The sequence below is a fragment of the Actinoplanes sp. NPDC049598 genome, assembly GCF_040675435.1.
In the GTDB taxonomy this organism is placed as follows: domain Bacteria; phylum Actinomycetota; class Actinomycetes; order Mycobacteriales; family Micromonosporaceae; genus Actinoplanes.
On the sequence record NZ_JBFAOX010000001.1, the window covers coordinates 771,773 to 791,614 of the forward strand.

18 protein-coding genes and 1 pseudogene are annotated in these 19,842 nt (G+C 70.9%); 13 read left to right on the top strand and 6 right to left on the bottom strand.

What is annotated here, in order from left to right:
- Position 1 precedes the first annotated feature (1 nt).
- Positions 2-1,540 carry an NAD(P)-binding domain-containing protein gene (locus AB0J66_RS03895; RefSeq protein WP_364655418.1) on the bottom strand — a complete coding sequence of 513 codons (1,539 nt, stop codon included), beginning with the start codon at positions 1,538-1,540 and terminating at the stop codon, positions 2-4.
- 11 nt (positions 1,541-1,551) lie between these two features.
- On the bottom strand, positions 1,552-3,045 hold the full coding sequence (locus tag AB0J66_RS03900) for an aromatic amino acid ammonia-lyase (protein ID WP_364655420.1): 1,494 nt from the start codon (positions 3,043-3,045) through the stop codon (positions 1,552-1,554).
- Positions 3,046-3,108: 63 nt separating this feature from the next.
- Here AB0J66_RS03900 and AB0J66_RS03905 point away from each other — a divergent pair, with 63 nt between their 5' ends.
- The 6 genes from AB0J66_RS03905 to AB0J66_RS03930 all read left to right on the top strand — a co-directional run bounded on the left by AB0J66_RS03905 (position 3,109) and on the right by AB0J66_RS03930 (position 10,429).
- Entirely contained in the window at positions 3,109-4,647 is a 1,539-nt protein-coding gene (locus tag AB0J66_RS03905; RefSeq protein WP_364655422.1) for an NAD(P)-binding domain-containing protein, read from the top strand.
- Positions 4,637-6,004, top strand: coding sequence for a long-chain fatty acid--CoA ligase (locus AB0J66_RS03910; RefSeq protein ID WP_364655424.1), 1,368 nt, complete (start codon positions 4,637-4,639; stop codon positions 6,002-6,004). The genes AB0J66_RS03905 and AB0J66_RS03910 overlap by 11 nt, the downstream gene beginning before the upstream one ends.
- A 268-nt stretch (positions 6,005-6,272) precedes the next feature.
- The gene (locus tag AB0J66_RS03915; protein ID WP_364655425.1) at positions 6,273-7,190 is read left to right on the top strand and encodes an LD-carboxypeptidase; all 918 of its coding nucleotides are present in this window, start codon (positions 6,273-6,275) and stop codon (positions 7,188-7,190) included.
- Between the two features lie 744 nt (positions 7,191-7,934).
- Positions 7,935-8,339, top strand: a complete 405-nt coding sequence (locus AB0J66_RS03920) for a MarR family winged helix-turn-helix transcriptional regulator (protein ID WP_364655426.1) — start codon at positions 7,935-7,937, stop codon at positions 8,337-8,339.
- Entirely contained in the window at positions 8,336-9,100 is a 765-nt protein-coding gene (locus tag AB0J66_RS03925; protein WP_364655428.1) for an SDR family NAD(P)-dependent oxidoreductase, read from the top strand. Before AB0J66_RS03920 ends, AB0J66_RS03925 begins: the two co-directional genes overlap by 4 nt.
- A gap of 63 nt (positions 9,101-9,163) precedes the next feature.
- Positions 9,164-10,429: an FAD-binding oxidoreductase gene (locus AB0J66_RS03930; RefSeq protein WP_364655429.1), complete on the top strand. Its 1,266-nt coding sequence runs from the start codon at positions 9,164-9,166 to the stop codon at positions 10,427-10,429.
- Positions 10,430-10,576: 147 nt separating this feature from the next.
- Here AB0J66_RS03930 and AB0J66_RS03935 read toward each other — a convergent pair.
- Positions 10,577-11,533: pseudogene (locus AB0J66_RS03935) on the bottom strand (acyltransferase); the annotation flags it as partial.
- An 88-nt stretch (positions 11,534-11,621) separates the two neighbouring features.
- Between AB0J66_RS03935 and tnpB the strand changes: the two are divergent.
- Both tnpB and AB0J66_RS03945 read left to right on the top strand, forming a co-directional pair.
- Entirely contained in the window at positions 11,622-12,587 is a 966-nt protein-coding gene (gene tnpB, locus AB0J66_RS03940) for an IS607 family element RNA-guided endonuclease TnpB (RefSeq protein WP_364655431.1), read from the top strand.
- Positions 12,530-12,766 carry a zinc ribbon domain-containing protein gene (locus AB0J66_RS03945; protein WP_364655433.1) on the top strand — a complete coding sequence of 79 codons (237 nt, stop codon included), beginning with the start codon at positions 12,530-12,532 and terminating at the stop codon, positions 12,764-12,766. Before tnpB ends, AB0J66_RS03945 begins: the two co-directional genes overlap by 58 nt.
- Positions 12,767-12,918: 152 nt before the next feature.
- On the opposite strand, the gene AB0J66_RS03950 is transcribed toward AB0J66_RS03945, so the two are convergent.
- The 3 genes from AB0J66_RS03950 to AB0J66_RS03960 all read right to left on the bottom strand — a co-directional run bounded on the left by AB0J66_RS03950 (position 12,919) and on the right by AB0J66_RS03960 (position 15,941).
- Entirely contained in the window at positions 12,919-13,803 is an 885-nt protein-coding gene (locus AB0J66_RS03950; protein ID WP_364655434.1) for an ABC transporter ATP-binding protein, read from the bottom strand.
- Positions 13,800-14,852, bottom strand: a complete 1,053-nt coding sequence (locus AB0J66_RS03955; RefSeq protein WP_364655436.1) for an iron ABC transporter permease — start codon at positions 14,850-14,852, stop codon at positions 13,800-13,802. Before AB0J66_RS03955 ends, AB0J66_RS03950 begins: the two co-directional genes overlap by 4 nt.
- Before the next feature lie 108 nt (positions 14,853-14,960).
- Positions 14,961-15,941, bottom strand: coding sequence for an iron ABC transporter permease (locus AB0J66_RS03960; RefSeq protein ID WP_364656037.1), 981 nt, complete (start codon positions 15,939-15,941; stop codon positions 14,961-14,963).
- Positions 15,942-16,140: 199 nt separating this feature from the next.
- Between AB0J66_RS03960 and AB0J66_RS03965 the strand changes: the two genes are divergently transcribed.
- From AB0J66_RS03965 to AB0J66_RS03985, 5 genes are all read left to right on the top strand, one after another.
- Positions 16,141-17,145, top strand: coding sequence for an ABC transporter substrate-binding protein (locus AB0J66_RS03965; protein WP_364655438.1), 1,005 nt, complete (start codon positions 16,141-16,143; stop codon positions 17,143-17,145).
- Positions 17,146-17,745, top strand: coding sequence for a GNAT family N-acetyltransferase (locus AB0J66_RS03970; RefSeq protein ID WP_364655439.1), 600 nt, complete (start codon positions 17,146-17,148; stop codon positions 17,743-17,745).
- Between the two features lie 72 nt (positions 17,746-17,817).
- Positions 17,818-18,051, top strand: coding sequence for a phosphopantetheine-binding protein (locus AB0J66_RS03975; RefSeq protein WP_364655440.1), 234 nt, complete (start codon positions 17,818-17,820; stop codon positions 18,049-18,051).
- A complete protein-coding gene (locus AB0J66_RS03980) occupies positions 18,048-19,544 on the top strand; it encodes an FAD-dependent oxidoreductase (protein ID WP_364655442.1) in 1,497 nt (498 codons plus the stop codon). Before AB0J66_RS03975 ends, AB0J66_RS03980 begins: the two co-directional genes overlap by 4 nt.
- Entirely contained in the window at positions 19,541-19,756 is a 216-nt protein-coding gene (locus tag AB0J66_RS03985; RefSeq protein WP_364655444.1) for an MbtH family protein, read from the top strand. Before AB0J66_RS03980 ends, AB0J66_RS03985 begins: the two co-directional genes overlap by 4 nt.
- Positions 19,757-19,842 lie beyond the last annotated feature (86 nt).

Sequence of the window (19,842 nt, forward strand, 5' to 3'; positions counted from 1 at the left end):
GTCAGCCCCTCAGGCTGCGCTCGACGAACTCGGCCAGCGGGGCGACGTGGACGTCGGGCCGGTCCCAGCGGTTCTCCAGGTTCTCGGCCAGGTGGTGCTCGCCCGCGAGTTCGCCGTCGCGGTAAAAGCGCACGACCGGGTGGAGGTACGCGGCGTCGTGGGCCCGGCCCGGAGTGTCCTGGGCGATCCGGCTCACCGTGATGTCGAACGGGTCTACCTTGTCGTGGTCGGGGCCGTACTCGAGGGTGACCACGAAGGCCGGGCCGGCGCCGATGCCGCCGTCCTTGAAGTAGCCGACCGGCACCTCCTCGTGGTACTTCGCCGCGTCGTCGCCGACGGTGACTATGTCGGCCAGGAAGCCGAACTGCTGCCACAGGGCGGAGGACCGGTTGACCCGTTCGATGACCGCGGCGGTGATGGCTGCGGGCGTGCTCCCCAGCGAGGAAGCCGGCCACGGCGTGTCCTCGTACCGCTGCTGGAGGATCTGATAGAGCGACCGCACCGAATAACGGAAACCGTGGATGAAGCCGCTCGTCGACTTCTTGAAATCGCGTTGCTGCGACAGGGTCCCGGCGAAATAGAGGCCGGGAACGTTGACCGATTCCCAGGCGGAGGTCTGCTCCGGGAACCGGTCGTTGATGACGAGGTTCGGCCGGGCCTCGCCGGTGAAGGGCGACGCGTCGAAGGCGAATCCCGTGCAGGCCAGCACCCGGTCGTAGCGCAGCTCCTTGATGACCTCGTCGGCCCGGGAGAAAGCGAAGGTCACCTTGTACTCGTCGCCGTCGCGCTCGATGCGGCGGATGACGCCGTCGAGGATCGCGTTGGCCGACTTCAGCTGATAGGTGTCGAGGAAGTTGTTGTTGACCGCCCGCAGATGGCCCACGTAATGGGTGCGCCAGGCGAGCTTGACCTCGCTCGGGCCGGCCACGTGGATGAGGGTGGTCGTCTCGATGAGATTGTCGGCGGTCTCGAAGGCGGAATTGCCCTTGCCGATGATGAGCACCCGCTGGTCGAGAAAGTCCTGCGGGTCGACCGGCATGGTGTCGTAGGTCTCGGCCAGGTCGAAGCCGGGGATGTCGGGGCGGTGGATCCGGCTGACCCCCGTCGTGACGATGACGCGCTTGGCCGCGTACGTCTCGGTCGTGGTCTTGACCTGGAACTCGCCGTTTTCCTTGGCGACGCTCTCGACCCGGCTGTGATAGCGGACATTGACCCCGGTCTTGGCCGCGTAGTCGGCGAGATACTGCACCATGAGGTCGGCGCCGGGAAAGTAGCGGTCGGTGTAGCTCGTGAAGCGCAGGGCCGGGTCGTCGCTCAGAATCGAGTTCCAGTCCAGGCGCAGGTTGAGCTCGGGGTCGTCGCTGCCCGTGCGCGGTTTGTTGATGGAGATGAGCGTCCGGTGCCGGGGATAGGTGCGGAAGAACGTGCCCGCACCCTCCCCGGCCTCGAGCACGAGGTAGTCGTGACCGTCGCGTTCCAGGTGGGCGGCCAGCTGCAGGCCGGCGGGGCCGGCGCCGATGATCAGGTAATCGAGCGTCACGTACAGGGACGCTAGGAACCGGAAATCAGAGAAATTTCAGTTTGTTCGACGATCTCGGCGCATTTCCGCACGTCGTCCTCGAGAGGACGGTCCGGATCGATGGGTGCGATCTGCTCCTCGAGGCGTTCGAGCAGCGCCCTGGTCCCGGACGCGGTGGGCCGCCGGGCGCCGCAGTGGGCGGCCTGGCGCAGGCCGAGCGCCAGCGAACCGCAGATCAGGCGCAGGAGTGCGGCCTGGTCGAGGGCGCGCAGGGCGGCCTGGGTGCCGAACGGGACGACGTCCTGATTGTGCAGATTCGTGGGCAGGCTCTGCATGCTGGCCGGGACAGCGTCGCGGCGGATCTCGGCGATCAGCGCGGTCGAGGCGAGCTGGGCGCCCTGCAGACCGTGCTGCTGGCCGGGGCCGGCGGCGAGCATGGGCGGCAGGCCGCCGTTGCGGTGCGGGTCGACGAGCAGGTCGAGCTGGCGTTCGACCAGGTTGCCGATCTGGGCCAGCACGATGGCGAGCAGATCGGCGGCGAAGGCGGCGGGCTGGCCGAAGAAGTTGCCGCCGTGGACCACCGCGTCGTCGTCCGGGAAGAGCAGCGGGTTGTCGGAGACGCCGCCGAGGTCCGCTGCGACCGTCCGGTCCACGTGGGCCAACGCGTCCTCGGCCGCCCCGAGCAGCTGCGGAGCACATCGGATGCTGTACGGCTCCTGGAGTGGCCTGGTTCCGGTCGGTTCGATCGTCGTGGCGAAATGTCGCATCCGGGCGGCCACTTGTGTCGTACCCCGGTGGTTGAATCGGGCGATCAGACGGGAGTCGAGGAACTGGGGATCGCAACCGAGGAGGTCGGCCAGGAGGCAGGTCATCAGCAGGGCGGAGCGGTGCGAGCGGCGGACGCTGTCCAGCGCCAGCGCCAGCGCGGCCGTGGTCAGCGAGGTCCCGTTGACCAGGGCGAGGGCGTCGCGGCCGTCGAGCGGCAGCGGCTCGAGGCCGGCGCTGCTCAGCGCGGTGGCGGCCGGGAGCCGCCGGCCGTCCAGGTAGGCGTGCCCGCGGCCGCGCAGGGCCTGGGCGGCCGCGCCGAGCGGGATCAGGTCCCCGCTGGCGCCGACCGAGCCGAAGCGCGGCACGGCCGGGGTGAACGTGGTGGCGAGCATGGCGGCCAGCGCGTCGACCACGTGCGGGGAGGCGCCGGACGCGCCCTGGGCCAGCGACCACGCGCGCACCAGCAGGGTGGCCCGGACGACCGCCGGGTCGAGGTCGGGGCCCTGACCGGCGCCGAGGTGGGCCAGGGTGTTGTCGGCCTGGTCGCGCGCGTCCGGCCGGCCCGCGTAGTTGACCAGGGCACCGAAGCCGGTCGTGGCGCCGTACACCGCCCGGTCCTCGCCCTTGACCTTGTCGAAGTAGCGGCGCGCCACCTCCATGGTCGCTCGTGTCCGGTCGTCGACGACCACCGTGATCGGGTCGCGGGCGGCCAGCAGGTCGGCGGGGAGCAGCGGCGCGGCCAGGTCTACCTTTCTCATGAAAGCGGACGCTAGAGGCGGATTCTCAGAAGCCTCTGAAATCGCCTCGATACGGTGCGCCGCATGACGCACGACTACCTGATCATCGGGGCCGGACCGGCGGGCCTGCAGCTCGCGGCGCTTCTGGAGCGCGACGGTCGCGACTACGTCGTCCTGGAGGCGGGGCAGAGCGCGGGGACGTTCTTCCGCACCTATCCGCGGCACCGGCAGCTGATCTCCATCAACAAGATCTGGACCGGGTCGAGCGACCCCGAGTTCAATCTGCGGGCGGACTGGAATTCGCTGCTCACCGACGATCCGGCGCTGCAGTTCCGCAACTACAGCTCGAAGTACTTCCCGGCCGCCGACGACATGGTCCGGTATTTGGAGGATTTCGCGTCCGGCCTGAACGTCGTCTACGGCGCTCGGGTCACCTCGGTCATCCGGCCGTCCGATTTCGTGGTCACCACCGGCGACGCTGTCTACGAAGCACGCCGGGTCATTGTCGCCACGGGGGTGTCGCGGTTGTACGAGCCGCCGATCGAGGGCGCGGCGCTCGCCGAACGGTACGACACGGTCAGCGTCGAGCCGGCCGACTTCACCAATCAGCGGGTGCTGATCATCGGCAAGGGGAACTCGGCCTTCGAGACAGCGGACGCGCTCGTCGAGACGGCGGCGGTCATTCACGTGGCCGGGCCGCACTCGGTGAAGCTGGCGTGGCAGACGCATTATGTGGGACATCTGCGGGCGGTCAACAACAACTTCCTCGACACGTATCAGCTGAAGTCGCAGAACGCCGTTCTCGACGGCACCGTGGAGCGCATCGTCAAGCGGGACGACGGCGGCTACCGGGTCGACTTCCGCTACGCGCGGACGGTCGAGGCCATCCGGGTCCTGGCCTACGACCGGATCATCCTGTGCACGGGATTCGCTTTCGACGCCACGCCATTCGAGGGGGATGCCGCGCCGTCGCTCGTGATCAACGACCGATTCCCGTCACAGACCGCGGCTTTTGAGTCGGTCAATGTGCCGGGGCTGTATTTCGCGGGGACACTGTCGCAGCAGCGTGATTTCAAGAAGTCGACGAACGGGTTCATCCACGGTTTCCGGTACGGGGTGCGGGCGCTGTCCCGGATTCTGGCCGCGCGCTACGAGAACCAGCCGTGGCCATCCGCGACCCTGGACACGACGCCGGAGGCGATCACGGCGGCCGTCATCGCGCGCATCAACCGGAGCTCGGCGCTGTGGCAGCAGTTCGCGGTGCTCGCGGACGTGGTGACGGTGAACGGGTCGGCGGCGTACCACGAGGAGGTGCCGGTCGCGTACTTCAAGGACGGCGCGCTCGGGCCGTACGGCACGGCCTTTGTGGTGACCCTCGAATACGGGCCGGAGCACGACAAGGTGGACCCCTTCGACATCGATGTGCCGCGGGTCGCCGAGAACGACGCGGCGGCGGCCCAGGACGCCAGCTATCTGCATCCGGTCGTACGGGCCTATCGCGACGGCGAGGTCGTGGCCACCCACCACCTGGCCGAGAACCTGGAGAACGACTGGAACCTGCCGGGCGTGCACGTGGCCCCGCTCGAGGTCTTCGTCAAGGGCGTCCTGGCCGATGTGGCCTGAGCCCGTCCTGCGGATCCTGGCCGGGGCCGGCGACCGGACGGTCTTCGAGGACGGACCGCTCGAGGTGTCGGGCGCCGAGATGTCGGCGATGGTCCGCCGCATCGCGGCCGGGATGCGGGCGGACGGCATCGGTCCCGGCGACGGCGTGGTCCTGTCGCTGGGCGTGGACGCGCCGGCCTTCGCCGCGATTCTGGCCGCCTTCGCGGTGGGGGCACGCGTCTCGGGCGTACGGCCGGACCAGCTCGACCACGTCCTGGCCGCCGGCGGTGGCACCCTGATCGACGACGCCCGCGTCCGGGTCCTGCTGCAGAGCGGCGACGAGCCGCTGACGCCGGCCGGGCGCGGCGACGACATCGCGCGAATCATTTACACCAGCGGCAGCACCGGCGTTCCCAAGGGCTGCTGCCAGACGTACGCCGCGATGACCGCCGCCTGGGCCGCGCACCCCGACCGCTGGCCGCCCGCGATCCGCGACCTGGCCGCCCGCCTGCAGCGGTTCCTCGTCTTCGGGTCGCTCACCAGCCAGGTCATGCTCGAGTACGGCATCCTGGCCCTGGCTGCGGGCGGCCGTCTCGTGGTCGCCGCGAAACCGGTGTTCCCAGCCGCGATCGTCGAGTACCGCGCGACCGCCTCGGTCATCACCGTGGGCAAGCTCCACCAGCTGGTGCGCTCCCACCCGGAGCCGATGCCGACGCTGGGCGCGCTGATGGTCTCCGGCTCCCCGCTCGAACCCGGCCGCCTCGCCGAGGCCCTCGAAGTCCTCGGCCCGGTGATCTTCCACGGCTACGGCCAGACCGAGACCGGCATGATCGCCATGGTCACCCCGGAGGAGATGCTGGCCACCCCGTCAGTCCTCGCCTCGGTCGGCCGCCCACCCCCGAGCGTCGAGGTCAAGGTCAAGGACGGCGAGCTGTACGTCCGTACGCCCGCCCAGGCCTCCTCCTACTGGCAGGACCCGGCCCTCACAGCCGAAGTCTTCACCGACGGCTGGGTCCGCACCCGCGACCTGGGCCACCTCGACCCCGACGGCTACCTGCACCTGACCGGCCGCGCCCGCGACGTCATCATCGTCCACGCCGAACTGATCCACGCCGGCGCCGTCGAACGCATCCTGGCCACCGACCCGTCCGTAGCCGAGGCCTACGTCATCGGCCGCCCCCACCCCGACTCCGGCGAGGCCGTCCACGCCTTCATCGTCCCCACCGCAGGCCGAACCGCCGACCCCGCCGCCTTGACCGCCCTGGTCACCGCCCACCTGGGCGCGAAGGCCACCCCCACCACAGTGACCCTGATCGACCAGGTCCCCACCGCCCCCAGCGGCAAACCCGACAAGGCCGCCCTCGCCACCCACCTGTGACGGCACGCAGCTCACCCTGATCCGCAGGTCGTTCGGTGCCGGGCCCCGCGCCCTCCACTCCCGGTGGTGGGTGCCCGGCGTAGCCGCTCAGCGGCAACCGGTCCCGGGCCCTTCCATTTCCGGGCAGTGGCCCCCGCCCCGTGCCCCTCCATTTCCGGACGGCGGGGCGCGCCGCGGAGCCGCCACCACCGGCGTTTCAATTCTGCGGCGCTGCGGCGGCTCGTCGCGGTCTGGGGCTTCCGCGCGGAGCAGGCGTAGGCTGCCCGCCATGATCCAAGGGCAGCGTCTGGTGGCCGGGGACCTTGTCGCGCTGGTGTCACCGTCCGGGGCCATCGACCCGGCGCGCACCGAGGCCGCGGCGAAGACGCTCTCGACGTGGGGCCTGCGGGTGCGGGTCGGCGCCCACGCCCACGCCCGGCACGGCAACCTCGCCGGCACCGACGAGCAGCGCCTGGCCGACCTGAACGCCGCCCTGCGCGACCCGGAGGTCCGCGCCGTCCTCTGCCTGCGCGGCGGCTACGGCATGCAGCGCATCGTCGACGGCGTCGACTTCGGCGCCGTCCGGGCCGACCCCAAACTGATCGCCGGCTTCTCCGACATCACCGCCCTGCACGCCGCCCTCTGGCACGAGACCGGCCTCGCCACCATCCACGGCCCGACCGCTGGCCAGCTGGACCGCGGCCCCGACACCCCCACCGCCCAGAGCCTCCGTCACGCCTTGACGACCGCCGCCCCCGTGACCGTGCAAGCCGACCCCGACGAGGACACCTTCCCCGTGCGTGTCCCCGGCACCGCCGAAGGCACCCTCCTGGGTGGCAACCTAGCCATGCTGACCTCAACCATCGGCACCCCTCACGCCCTGGACACGTCCGGCGCCATCCTCGTGCTGGAGGACGTCAACGAGGAGCCCTACCGCGTAGACCGCATGCTGGTCCACCTACGCCGCGCCGGCTGGCTGAACACCCTCGCCGGCGTAGCCATCGGCCAGTTCACCGACTGCGTCGACCCCGACCCCAGCCCACCCGTCATCGACTACCTGACCGCCGAACTGACCCGCCTCAACATCCCCGTCCTGGGCGGCCTCCCCATCGGCCACGGCCCCGAACAAATCGCCATAGGCCTGGGCGTCCCCGCCCACCTGAACGCCACCACCGGCACCCTGACCGTCACCGCCCCCGCCACATAGGCGCACCCCGCCACATAGGCGCACCCCGCCACATAGGCGCACCCCGGCCCGTAGGCGCCGCCAGCCGGCCGGCCGCGGCCCGCCGCCTGGGTGCACCCCCAGCCACGTAGGTGCCGTCCGCCACCTGCGTGCCGCCGGTCGCCTGAGCGCTCCCCGGCCATGTCGGCGCCCCGGCTATCTGGGCGCGCTCTTGCCGCACAGGCACGCCTACACGACGTAGGCGCCGCCCGCTACCCTTGGCGCCGTCCGCTACCTGGGCGACGCTCGCCACCTCGGCGCGGCTCGCTACCTGGGCGCGGCTTGCCATCTGGGCGCGGCTTGCCATCTGGGCGCGGCTTGCCATCTGGGCGCGGCTTGCTACCTGGGCGCGGCTCGCCATCTGGGCGCGGCTTGCTACCTGGGCGCGGCTCGCTACCTGGGCGCGGTCCGGCCATGTAGGCACGGGTCGACCACGCGCGGCCGTCCCGCTGTGACTCACGGACGCGCCACCCCGGAAGCGTCGCGCCCGATCGGGAGCGCCTGGCCCGCCGGCGCGTCGCGGTATGCCCCTACGTGCAGCTCTTGTGGCGTCGCATTCCGCTGGGCGTCGCCGCTGGGTTCTCCTGGTCAGGCCGGTCGGCCCGCCATGCGAGGCAGATCACTTTGCTGACACGTCAGCAAAGCCGTAACTTTGCTGACGTGTCAGGGAAATTGAGTGCCGCTGAACGGCGTGTATGGCAGAACTTCATCGTTCTGGGCGAGGTCGTGCGACGGGAGGTGGGACGCGACTTGTGGGCCGACGCGCAGCTGTCCGAGGCCGACTTCACCGTGCTGGCCGAGCTCGCCGCCGCGCCGAACGGCACCATGCGCTCGACCGGCTGCGCCCGGGCGCTCGGCTGGGACACCGGCCGCTTCTCCCACCAGCTGAAGCGAATGGAGGAGCGCGGCCTGGTCCAGCGCGGTCGCGGCGAGGCGGGTGACGGCCGCGCCGCCGTCGTCACGTTGACCGACGAGGGCCGCACCGCCTACCGCAAAGCGCTCGGCCCCCACATGCGCTCGGCCAAGAGCTGGTTCCTCGAGGCGCTCGACCCCGAGCAGGTCGAGCAGCTCGACGCCACCCTGCAGACCCTGCTCGATCATGTGCACAAGAAAGCGGAGCACACCAAATGACCACCACCTCTCAGGAGCCGGCTCCCGCCTGGGCCCGGCCCGAAACCGACCTCACCGGCAAGACAGTCCTGGTCATCGGCGGCGCCGGCGGCGTCGGCGAGGGCGTCACCCGGACCCTGCTGGAGCGCGGCGCCACCGTCGTGGTGACCTCACGGCGGCCGGTCACCCTGAACGACTTCGCCACCCGCATCGGCGACCCGAGCCTCCACGGTGAAACCCTGGATCTGCTCGACCCGGCCCTCGGCGAGCGCGCCGCCGAGCTGGCTGCCACCTACGGCCCGTTCGCGGGCGTCGTGCTGAGCGTCGCCGACTGGGGCCGCCAGGGACGCAAGCCGCTGCTCGCGCTCACCGACACCGAGTGGGACGAGCTGATCGTGCAGAACCAGACCACGATCTTCCGCGCCTACCGCGCGTTCCTCACCACGCTCGCCCCCGACGGCATGATCGCGCAGCTCAACGGCCTCAGCGCCGACCTGCCGTTCCCCGGCGCCGGCGGCGTCGCGCTGACCGCGGCCGCCACCAAGTCGATGACCAGAACCATCGCCGCCGAGCTGGGCGGGCGCGGCCCCCGGGTCTACGAGGTGATCCTCGGCGTCATCCGTACCCGGGCCCGCCAGCTGGCCGGCGTCGACAACGAGCGCTGGATCCCGGCCGCCCACGTCGGCGCCCACATCGCCGAGCTCGTCGCCGGCACCAGCCCGCTCACCGCCGACGACCTGCACTACTTCGTGGACCTGTCCGAGGGCCCCCGCACAGCCTGAGCCGCCATCCGGCGGAGAGGACCCGGGCCCGAACGGTACCGGGTCAGTCGAAGGAGCTTTCCGATGCTTGAGGTTGTCCGCCCCGGAGACCGGCTCTACCCGGCCGTCCGGGATGTCTACACAGCCGTGGGCAAGCCCTCGGCCGTGGCCCGGCCGTCGTCGACGGTCGAGGTCGCCGAGGCCTTGCGCCTCGCCCGCGAGGCCGGCGGCCCGTTGTCGGTACGCAGCGGCGGCCACGGCATCAGCAGCGTCGCCACCAACGTGGACGGCACCGTCATCGACCTGGCCCGCCTGAACACCGTCGAACGTATCGGCGGCGACCTGGTCCGGATCGGTCCGGGAGCGCGCTGGGGCGACGTCGCGGCCGCGCTCCACCCGTGGGGCCTCGCCATCAGCTCGGGTGACTCCGGCGACGTCGGCGTGGGCGGTCTCGCCACCACCGGCGGGATCGGCCTGATGGGACGCGCACACGGCCTCACGATCGACCACCTCGTCGCGGCGGAGATCGTCACCGCCGACGGCACCGCGCGCCGGGTCGACGCCGAGCACGATCCGGAGCTCTTCTGGGCGATCCGCGGCGCCGGAGCGAACGTTGGGATCATCACGTCGTTCGACTTCCGGGCCGATCGAGTGCCGGTGGTCGGTCACGCCACACTGCAATACCAGGTCGACGACACCGCACGGTTCCTGCGCGCCTGGGGCGAGACCGTCGAGTCGGCGCCCCGGGAGATCTCCGCCTTCCTGTACCTGATGGGCGGCGGGTTCGCCCTCGCCACCGTGGTCTACGCCGGCGACGACCCCGAACGGGCCAGCCGTGCCTTCGGCCCGTTCACCGGCGTTGCGCCCCTGCTCGGCCAGCGGGGCCAGCTCGTGCCCTACGCCGGAGTGGTCGCCGCGACCCACGCGCCGCACCGCGGACAGCAAGGCGCCAGCACCCATAGCGGTCTTGCCGTCCACCTCGACGAGACGGTCACCGAGCGCCTGGCCGAGCTGGTCGCCGACGGGACCGCCGAGATGCTGCAGATCCGATCGGTCGGCGGCGCCATCAACGACGTCCCGTCGGACGCCACCGCATACGCCCACCGCCATCAGAACTTCTCGGTGACCGCAGTCTCCGGAACGGGTGGCGCCGCCTTCGACGACGGGTGGGAGCGGGTGCGGCCGGCGATGGACGGGCTTTACCTCAGCTTCGAGACGAGCTTCTCGCCGGAGTTGCTGGAGGCCGCGTTCCCGCCGGCGACCCTCGGCCGCCTGCGGGACCTCAAGCGCGCGGTCGACCCGGACGACGTCTTCCACCAGAACTTCCCCGTCGCCGTCCCGGTCGGTTGAGGTGCCGCCACCCGGACGCGGCCGCTCCGGTCTGAGGGGCATGCCAGGCTCGGGTCGGCGGGCCGGGCGTTCCCAACGCTGGAAGGCGGCGCAGCACAGCATGAGGACGACGGCGAAGACGGGCAACCATGCCAGGCGAGCCAGAATCCAGCCGGAGCCCGATGGCGTAGTGTGCAGACCCGGCAAGAGCCGGCCGGACATCAGGGCCACCGCGGTCACCGTGATCATGGCGGTCTGATGCCAGAGGAAGATGGTCATGGCGTTCAGGTTGGCCAAGGCGACCGGCGCCCACGCCGCCGGGCGCGTAAGCAGTCGCCGTAGCGGATCCAGCAGGAGGCCGGCGGCACCGCACTGGGCCAGGCCGAACGTCACGGCGGCCAGGCTCGGCGGGTCGAGGTTGGAGAAGCCGTCACCGGGCACGCCGACCATCGAAGCGGGATAGCCGCACCAGTGCACCAGCGCGATCGTTGCTGCGGCGCCGCCCAGCAGCATCACCCAGAGGGTTGAGCGATCCTGAAGGCGGCCTCGCGCCCACGCCATGCCGAGACAGAAGGGGACGGCCCATCCGGCCATGACGTTCATCCAGCCCAGACCGGCCGGGCCGTCCAACGCCAGCCGCACGAGGTCGACCAAGGCGACGATGGCGAGCGGCCACGCCGGATGGATGCGCCGGAGCACCGGCGCAGCGGCGGTCAGCACGGCGAACACCAGCAGGAACCAGAGCGGGCTCACCACGAGGCGTACCGGCGCCGAAGGCACCAGAAGCGCAACCCCCGCCCACACCGCCACCAGGACGGCGACCGGGCGGAACAGCCGGGACAGGCGGGCCGAGATCCAGGAGCCGTAACGCGGACCCGGGCGAGTGGTCAGGCCGCCCACCAGGAAGAAGACCGCGAGGGTCTGGAACAGCCAGCTCACCGGGACCAGCGCGGGTTGATAGTGCAGCGGGCTGGCTCCGTGAAGAGCGCCGCCGCCCGCCACGAGCGCGGTGACCAGCCAATGCCCCGACACCACGCCGAGCACGGCGATCGCTCGTAATCCGTCGACACCCCTGTCCCGGCGGGCCGGCGTCGCCCCGTCGATCCGTTCAGCCAGTGCCCGCATCGCCTCCGCCTCCCTCCGTAGCTCGTGCCGACGAAGCTACGGAGGAAGACGGGTGATGTCGTCAGACCACGGTATGACCGACCCAGGTATGACAACAGGCGAGGCGGCGGCTGCGAGGCTTCAGGGGTTAACAGCTGCTGGCTTATGGTCGCTGCCCGCTCTGCGTAAGGCGTGGAACGCCGCCAAACCGGTTGCTGCCCCGTGGTGGGGTGAGGTGTCGAAAGAGGCGTTCAACACCGGCCTCGATGTGCTCGCCCGCGGACTGAAGAGCTGGGCCGACTCCCGCAAAGGCAAGCGGGCCGGCCGGCCGCTCGGGTTCCCGCGTTTCAAGTCCCGCCGCCGTTCTACCCCGACAGTCCGCTTCACGACCGGCGTCATCCGGGTCGAGCCGGACCGGATGCACGTTGCGCTTCCGCGGCTGGGCCGGTTGAAGCTGCACGAGTCGGCCCGGAAGCTGGCCCGGCGTGTCGAGAACGGCACAGCCCGGATCATGTCTGCGACCCTGCGCCGCGATGGCGGGCGCTGGTATGTGTCGTTCACCGTCGAGGTGGAACGGGCCGAGCGGGCCCCGGCGCGGCTGGACTCGACGGTCGGTGTCGACGTCGGCATCAAGCACCTCGCGGTGTTGTCGACGGGTGAGCTGGTCGCGAACCCGCGGCACCTGGTCAAAGCGCAATCCAGGATGCGGGCCCTCGGCCGGGATCTCTCCCGCAAGACGGGCCCGAACCGGCGTACCGGCCGGAAGCCATCGAGACGGTGGAAGCGGGCCGCGGCGAGGCTCGGCCGAGCGCACGCCCGCGTGGCGAACCTGCGCCGGAACGGGATCCACAAGTTGACGACCCGCCTTGCCCGTGAGCACGGAACGGTCGTGGTCGAAGACCTGAACGTGACCGGCATGCTCCGTAACCGGAGCCTGGCCCGGCACATCGCCGACGCCGGGTTCGCGCAGATCCGTCGCCAGTTGACTACAAGACGGAGTGGAACGGCGGCCAACTCGTGGTCGCTGACCGCTGGTTCCCGTCGTCGAGGACGTGTTCGGGATGCGGCGCGGTGAAAACCAAGCTCGCCCTTTCCGATCGTGAGTACGTGTGTGAGGCGTGCGGCCTGGTCATCGACCGGGACCTGAACGCCGCGCTCAACCTCGCCGCGCTAGCGGCAGCAACCGCCGGGAGTGGCCCGGTGGCAGCACGTGGAGCCGACCAGAGACCCGCGTACGCGGGCAGGTGGCCGTGAAGCGTGAACCCGGCACGGCATCCGCCGGTCAGACCGGGACCGTCCTACCGCAAGGCAGGACCATCGAGCAGGCGCTTACTAAAGCGCACTGGAAGATAACGGCAACAAGGACAGCGAGGAAGGCGAGGGCCGAGAGATGAGGAAAGACGAGCTCAGGTGCGGGGAAGCGGCACGACCAAAGGTGTTCCCGTGGCCGGGTCCGGCACGACCAGCGCGGCCAACCCGAACACGTCGGCCAGCAGCTCCACCGTAAAGACGGACTCCGGCGGGCCCTGAGCCACGATCCGGCCGTCCTTCATGGCCACCACGTGCTGGGCATATCGCGCGGCGAGGTTCAGGTCGTGCAGCACCATGACGATGGTGCGGCCGCGCTCACGGTGCAGACGGGCCACCAGGTCGAGCACGTCGATCTGGTGGCTCAGGTCCAGGTACGTGGTGGGCTCGTCGAGCAGGAGCATCTCGGTGCCCTGGGCCAGCGCCATCGAGATCCAGGCACGCTGGCGCTGGCCGCCGGAGAGGGCGTCCACCGGGCGCTCGGCCAGGTCGCGCATGTCGGTCCACTCGAGGGCCTCGGTGACGATGCGCTGGTCGGTGGGCGACCACTGGCGGAACCAGTTCTGGTGCGGGTGCCGGCCGCGCATGACCAGGTCGGCGACCGTCAGGCCGTCGGGCGCGACCGGGCTCTGCGGCAGCATGCCGATGATGCGGGCGACCTCGCGGGTGGGCATCCTGTCGATGCGCTGCCCATCGAGGAGGACCTCGCCGTCGCGGGGGCTCAACAGGCGGCCGAGGGCTCGCAGCAGTGTCGACTTGCCGCAGCCGTTCGGCCCGACCACGGCGGTGATCGCGCCGTCGGGGACGTCCAGGTCCAGGCCGTCCACGACGATGTTCTCGCCGTAGCCGAGCCGGAGCCCGCGCGCCCGCAACCGCGGCTCCCGCCACCGGGGCCGGGTGGCGTCGAGGGGGGAGGAGCCGGCGGCGGCGTGGTGGCCGGCCGCGGTCATCGGGGGGCGCTCCGAGGGCGTCGGGACGGTCATGCGGAAATCCTTCGATTGGCGCGTACCAACAGCCACAGCAGGTAGGGGGCGCCGACGATCGCGGTTACCAGGCCCACGGGGAGTTCACGGGTGGGCAGGATCGTGCGGGCGGCGAGGTCGGCCGCCACGACGAGCAGGGCGCCGAGGATGGCGGAGACGATCAGGGGCGGGCGGGAGCCGCCGCAGAGACGGAGGGCGATCTGGGGGACGAAGAAGGCCACGAATTCGATCGGGCCGGCGGCGGCCACGGCGGCGGCGGCCAGGGCGACGGCGGTCAGGACCACGGCCAGGCGGGCCAGTTGGAGGCGGATGCCCAGGGCCTGGGCCACGTCGTCGTCGAATTGCATGGCCTGCAGGGTGAAGGCGGTGGCCACCGCTAGGGGGAGGAGGATCAGCAGAGCGATCGACAGGGGGCGGACCTGGGTCCATTCGGCGCCGGCGACCGAGCCGTTGAGCCAGATCGTGGCGCGGGTGGCGTCGACGATCTCGGCGCGGACCAGGAACCAGGAGATACCCGCGGTGAGGACCTCGCCGACGCCGATGCCGACGAGGACGAGGCGGAAGCCGTCGATGCCGCGGCGCCAGGCCAGCGCGTAGACGAGTACGGCAGTGACCAGGGCGCCGGCCAGCGCGGCGAAGGGCACCAGGGAGGAGGCGAGGCCGAGGACGATGACGGCGACCGCGCCGAGTGAGGCGCCGTGGGTCACCCCGAGGACGTCGGGGCTGGCCAGCGGGTTGCGGGCGAAGGTCTGCGTGAGCGCGCCGGAGACGGCCAGGGCGGCGCCGACGAGCAGGGCGACGAGGATGCGGGGCAGGCGCAGGTCCAGAACGATCAGCTTCTGGGCCGCGGTGCCGCCGCCGAGCAGCACCTGGACTACGTCGCCCGGCGCGATGGTGAAGCTGCCGTGGCCGATGCTGAACACGGCGACGGCCAGGGCCGCCGCAAGCCCGGCGATACCGACCGCCACCGCTCGCAGCGAGACGGTGCCGGAGACCGGTCCGGCCTGGACGACGCGCCGGCCGGCGGGCGCGACGGGTGCCTGCGTCACGGGCTCACCGTCCCGCGCTGAGTGACGAAGACGCGGCTGTGTGCTGGACGGCGGCGAGCGGCGTGGCTGCGGGCCGGGTGGCTGGGGCCCGGAGGGCCGGGGGAGTGGTCACAGCTTCACGACTCCTCGACGGCGGCGGACCAGGGCGATGAAGAACGGGGCGCCGACGGCGGCCAGGACGATGCCGGTCTGTAGTTCGCCGGGGCTGACGACGATGCGGCCGAGGACGTCGGCGGTCAGCAGGAACGTGGCGCCGGCCAGGGCTGAGCAGGGGATCAGCCAGCGATGGTCGGGGCCGGTGAACGAGCGGGCCACGTGCGGGACGATCAGGCCCAGGAAGCCGATCGGGCCGCAGGCGGCAGTGGCGGCGCCGGCCAGCAGGACGATCGCGGCTACGCCGACCACGCGGGCGGCGGTGACGCGCTGGCCCAGGGCGCGGGCCACGTCCTCGCCCAGGCCGAGCGCGTTCAGGGCTGGGGCGTTGACCAGGGCCAGCAGCAGGCCGACGGCGATGAACGGCAGCACCTGCACGGCCACGTCGGCGTCGCGGCCGGAGAGGGAGCCGACGACCCAGAAGCGGAAGACGTTCAGGCTGGCGTCGTCCGAGAGCAGCAGCGACTGCGTGAACGAGGCCAGCAGCGCGCTGATCGCCATGCCGGCCAGGGCCAGCGTCACGGGGGTGGGGCCGCCGCGGCGGCCCGCGGCGATGCCGAAGACGGCGATGCTCGCGGCCAGGGCGCCCGCGAAGGCGTACCAGATGTAGCCGGTGAGCTGGGCCGCGCCGAACTGGATGCCGATCACCACGGCGAACGACGCGCCGGCCGAGATGCCGAGCAGGCCCGGGTCGGCCAGCGGGTTGCGGGTGTGGCCCTGGATCAGGGCGCCGGCCGCGCCCAGCGCCAGTCCGACCAGGACCCCCAGAACCGTGCGGGGCAGGCGCAGCTCGCGGACGATCGCGGTGGCCGGCGCCGCCGGGTCCGGGTCGAACACCGCACGCCAGACCGAGCCCGGCCCGAGCCACTGTGTCCCGATGGCCAGGCTGAGCACGACGGCCACGACAACCGCCGCCACGAGACCGACCAGCACCAGAAGGCGGCGGGGGCGGACGTCGACGTGCACCCTGCCCTCCTCAACACCCAGCACAGTGGCCATCTGTGCCAACTAACCGTGCACGGTCTCGTGCAATCCGATGGAAGGTTAGCCTTACCGAAACTGGGACCCGGCCTTGCCCCCACGAACCGACGTCGCTTAGCTTAGGCAAACCTAACTTGCGAACGTGAGGTCCGAAATGTCCTTCAGCAGACGTGTCGCCGCGGCCGGCCTGGTCGCCGCCGTCGGGCTTTCCCTGCTCAGCGGCTGTGGCGACGACAGCGCCGGCGACGATGCCGTTCAGAGCGGCGCGACAAATGCCGGCTTCCCGGTCACGCTGACCCACAAGCTGGGCACGGCCGAGGTCAAGGCCGCTCCCCAGCGGATCGTCGCGCTGTCCGACGCCGACCTCGACGCCCTGCTCATGCTCGGTGTGCAGCCGGTCGGGGTGGCCGAGTCGTCCGGGCCGGACGGCATCACCGAGTGGGCCAAGCCCCTGCTCACCTCGAAGCCGACCGTGCTCACGGCCGGCGACACCGGCTTCGACGTGGAGAAGATCGCGGCCCTGGCCCCCGACCTGATCCTGGCCGGCGGCGACTACTACATCGACGACGAGTACGCCAAGCTCAGCAAGCTGGCGCCGACCACCGCGTACGAGACCACCGGCGCCTTCGAGGACCCGTGGCAGACCACGCTCAAGCAGGTCGCCCGGGCCATCGGCCAGGAGGCCAAGGCCGCGCCGATCATCACCGACGTCGAGGGCAAGATCGCCAAGGCGAAGAGCGACCACCCGGAGCTGGCGGGTAAGGAGTTCACGCTCAGCCAGATGTGGGAGGCCGGCTCGATCGGCGTGCTGCGCTCCGACAAGGACGCCGGCGTGAAGATGCTCAACGACTTCGGCATGAAGCTGGCCCCGGCCGTGGCCGCGCTCAAGGGCGAGGACTTCGCGGTGCAGCTGAGCCTGGAGAAGGTCGGCATCCTCGACGCCGGCACCACCCTGATCTATTACGCCGAGCCGTCGCTCCAGCCGACCCTGGAGGGCAACACGCTCTTCAAGAACCTGGCCTCGGTCAAGCGCAAGTCCTACGTGGCGCTGACCGGTCCGCAGTTCAGCTCGCTGCGCACTCCGACGCCGCTGTCGGTGCAGTACATCATCACCGACGTCCTGCCGACGATCGCCACCGCGGCCAAGGCAGCGCCCTGAGTGTCCACCCGTGAGGTGACGGCCGGTCTCGCCGCGGCCGTGGTCGCGGCGGGGCCACCCCCGTCGCCCGTCCTGTCGTCGCCGTGGTCGCTGCGCCCGATCGATCCCGCCGGCCCGGATCCCGGGCTGGTCAGCCGGTGGATGCGTGAGCCCCACGTCGAGAAGTTCTGGGAGCAGGCGTGGCCGCCCGGGCAATGGGCCGACACTTTGGCTGGGCAGGTCGAAGGCGACTGCACAAGGCCCTACTTCGTGTCGTACGAGGGTGAGCCGCTGGCCTACGTCGAGGTCTACCGCACGCCCCGGGACGTCGTCGGGCAGGTGTACGACGCCGACCCGTACGACCTCGGATTGCACCTGGCGATCGGGGACCGGACCCGCACCGGGCGCGGCCTGGGGCGGGCGATGGTGCGTGCGATCGCGCAAGGGCTGGGCACCGCGGACGGGCGCACGAAGAAGGTCTTGGCGGACCCGGACGAGCGGCACGTGATGGCTCGCCGCATGTTCTTAGGCGCCGGATTCCAGTTGCTGGGGATTCGAGATCTTGGACACAAGCGGGCTGCGCTGCACGTTTACGACTTATCCGCAGAAAGAGCGAGATGAATCCTTTACTCACGAGAAACCGTCAGGTAAGCCTTACCTAACAACGCCCGCCGGACCGAAGGAAGCGCACAGATGACCGCATCCCTGAGCCTCGAACGCCTGCGCGGCGACGTCGCCGAGGTGCTCGCCGAGGAGCCCGGCAGCTTCGCCGACGACGACAACCTCATCGACCGCGGCCTCGACTCGATCCGGCTGATGAGGCTCGCGACCCGGTGGCGGGAGGCCGGCTTCGAGGCCGGTTACCTCGATCTGGCGCAGGAGCCGACCGTCCAGGCCTGGTACAACCTCGTGGAGGCGCAGCGATGAGCCCGGTCGCCGAGAACGCCGACGTCGTCGTGGTGGGTGGCGGCCCCGGCGGGTCGACCACGGCCACGCTGCTGGCCAAGCGCGGTCACCGCGTGGTGTTGCTGGAGAAGGAGAAGTTCCCCCGGTATCAGATCGGCGAGTCGCTCCTTCCGTCCACAGTGCACGGCATCGGCCGTCTGCTCGGCGCCTCCGAGGAACTGGAGAAGGCCGGCTTCATGGTCAAGCGCGGCGGCAGCTTCCGCTGGGGCACCAACCCGGTCCCGTGGAACTTCCTGTTCGCCGTCGCCCCCGAGCTCTCCGGGCCCACCTCGTACGCGTACCAGGTCGAGCGCATGAAGTTCGACGAGATCCTGCTGCGCAACGCCGCCGCCAAGGGCGTCGACGTGCGCGAGCAGAGCCAGGTCACCGAGGTCATCGCTGACGACGAGCGGGTACGCGGCGTCCGGTACACCGATGCCGACGGCACCCCGCACGAGCTCCGGGCGTCCTTTGTGGTCGACGCCTCCGGCAACCGCAGCCGGATCCACCAGAACGTGGGCGGCGAGCGCATCTACTCCGACTTCTTCAAGAACATCGCCATCTTCGGCTACTTCGAGGGCGGGAAACGCCTGCCCGCGCCCGACTCCGGCAACATCCTCTGCGCCGCCTTCGACGAGGGCTGGATCTGGTACATCCCGCTCTCCGACACGCTGACCAGCGTCGGTGCCGTCATCTCGCGCGAGCACGCGGCCAAGCTGCAGGGCGACCAGGAGACGGCGCTGCGCGGCTTCATCGACCGGTGCGAGATCGTCAAAGGTTTCCTGTCCGACGCGACCCGGGTCACCGACGGCACGTACGGCGAGATCCGCACCCGCAAGGACTACTCGTACACCAACAGCTCGTTCCACCGGCCCGGCATGGTGCTGGTCGGCGACGCCGCCTGCTTCATCGACCCGGTCTTCTCGACCGGCGTGCACCTCTCGACGTACGCGGGTCTGCTCGCGGCCCGCTCCATCAACAGCGTGCTGGCCGGCGACATCAGCGAGGACCGCGCGTTCGAGGAGTTCGAGGGCCGCTACCGCCGCGAGTTCCGCGTGTTCTACGAGTTCCTGTCGGCCTTCTATGACATGCAGAGCAACGAGGACTCGTACTTCTGGAAGGCCCGGAAGGTCACCAACTTCGAGGCGACCGACCTCGAGGCGTTCGTGACCCTGGTCGGCGGGGTGCACTCGGGCGAGCAGGCGTTCACCAACGCCGACGCGCTCGTCGAGGAGTTCCAGAAGTCCTCGGCCGGGCTCGCCGACGCGGTGCAGCGCACCGGCAGCATGCAGACCGAGTCCGGCGAGCGCATGCACCACCTCTTCGGCACCCCGGTGGTGCGCGAGGTGATGACCGAGATGAACAACATCCAGGTGCGCGGCGTGCGCGGCGAGGACGCGTTCGAGGCCCCGCTGCTCGACGCCGGCCTGGTGCCGAGCCCGGACGGCCTGGCCTGGACGGAGGAGAGCAAGTGACGACCAACCCGTTCGAGGACGAGGACGGCCGCTACCTGGTGCTGGTCAACGACGAGAACCAGCATTCGCTGTGGCCGGTCTTCGCCGAGGTCCCGGCCGGCTGGCGGATCGTGTTCGGCGAGGACAGCCGCGCCGCCTGCCTCGACTACGTCGAGAAGAACTGGACCGATCTGCGCCCGAAGAGCCTGATCGATCGCATGGACGCCGTCTAAAGACGCCCGAACGCGGACCGCCGCACCGGATTCCGACCGGGGCGGCGGGCTCCGCCCTGCGCTCAGCACCGCAAGGAGCCACCACC

Coding starts and splice junctions, on each gene's coding strand:
- AB0J66_RS03900 (WP_364655420.1), bottom strand. CDS start 3,045: ATGAGAAAGGTAGACCTGGCCGCGCCGCTGCTCCCCGCCGACCTGCTG.
- AB0J66_RS03905 (WP_364655422.1), top strand. CDS start 3,109: ATGACGCACGACTACCTGATCATCGGGGCCGGACCGGCGGGCCTGCAG.
- AB0J66_RS03910 (WP_364655424.1), top strand. CDS start 4,637: ATGTGGCCTGAGCCCGTCCTGCGGATCCTGGCCGGGGCCGGCGACCGG.
- AB0J66_RS03915 (WP_364655425.1), top strand. CDS start 6,273: ATGATCCAAGGGCAGCGTCTGGTGGCCGGGGACCTTGTCGCGCTGGTG.
- AB0J66_RS03925 (WP_364655428.1), top strand. CDS start 8,336: ATGACCACCACCTCTCAGGAGCCGGCTCCCGCCTGGGCCCGGCCCGAA.
- AB0J66_RS03930 (WP_364655429.1), top strand. CDS start 9,164: ATGCTTGAGGTTGTCCGCCCCGGAGACCGGCTCTACCCGGCCGTCCGG.
- tnpB (WP_364655431.1), top strand. CDS start 11,622: ATGACAACAGGCGAGGCGGCGGCTGCGAGGCTTCAGGGGTTAACAGCT.
- AB0J66_RS03950 (WP_364655434.1), bottom strand. CDS start 13,803: ATGACCGTCCCGACGCCCTCGGAGCGCCCCCCGATGACCGCGGCCGGC.
- AB0J66_RS03965 (WP_364655438.1), top strand. CDS start 16,141: ATGTCCTTCAGCAGACGTGTCGCCGCGGCCGGCCTGGTCGCCGCCGTC.
- AB0J66_RS03975 (WP_364655440.1), top strand. CDS start 17,818: ATGACCGCATCCCTGAGCCTCGAACGCCTGCGCGGCGACGTCGCCGAG.
- AB0J66_RS03980 (WP_364655442.1), top strand. CDS start 18,048: ATGAGCCCGGTCGCCGAGAACGCCGACGTCGTCGTGGTGGGTGGCGGC.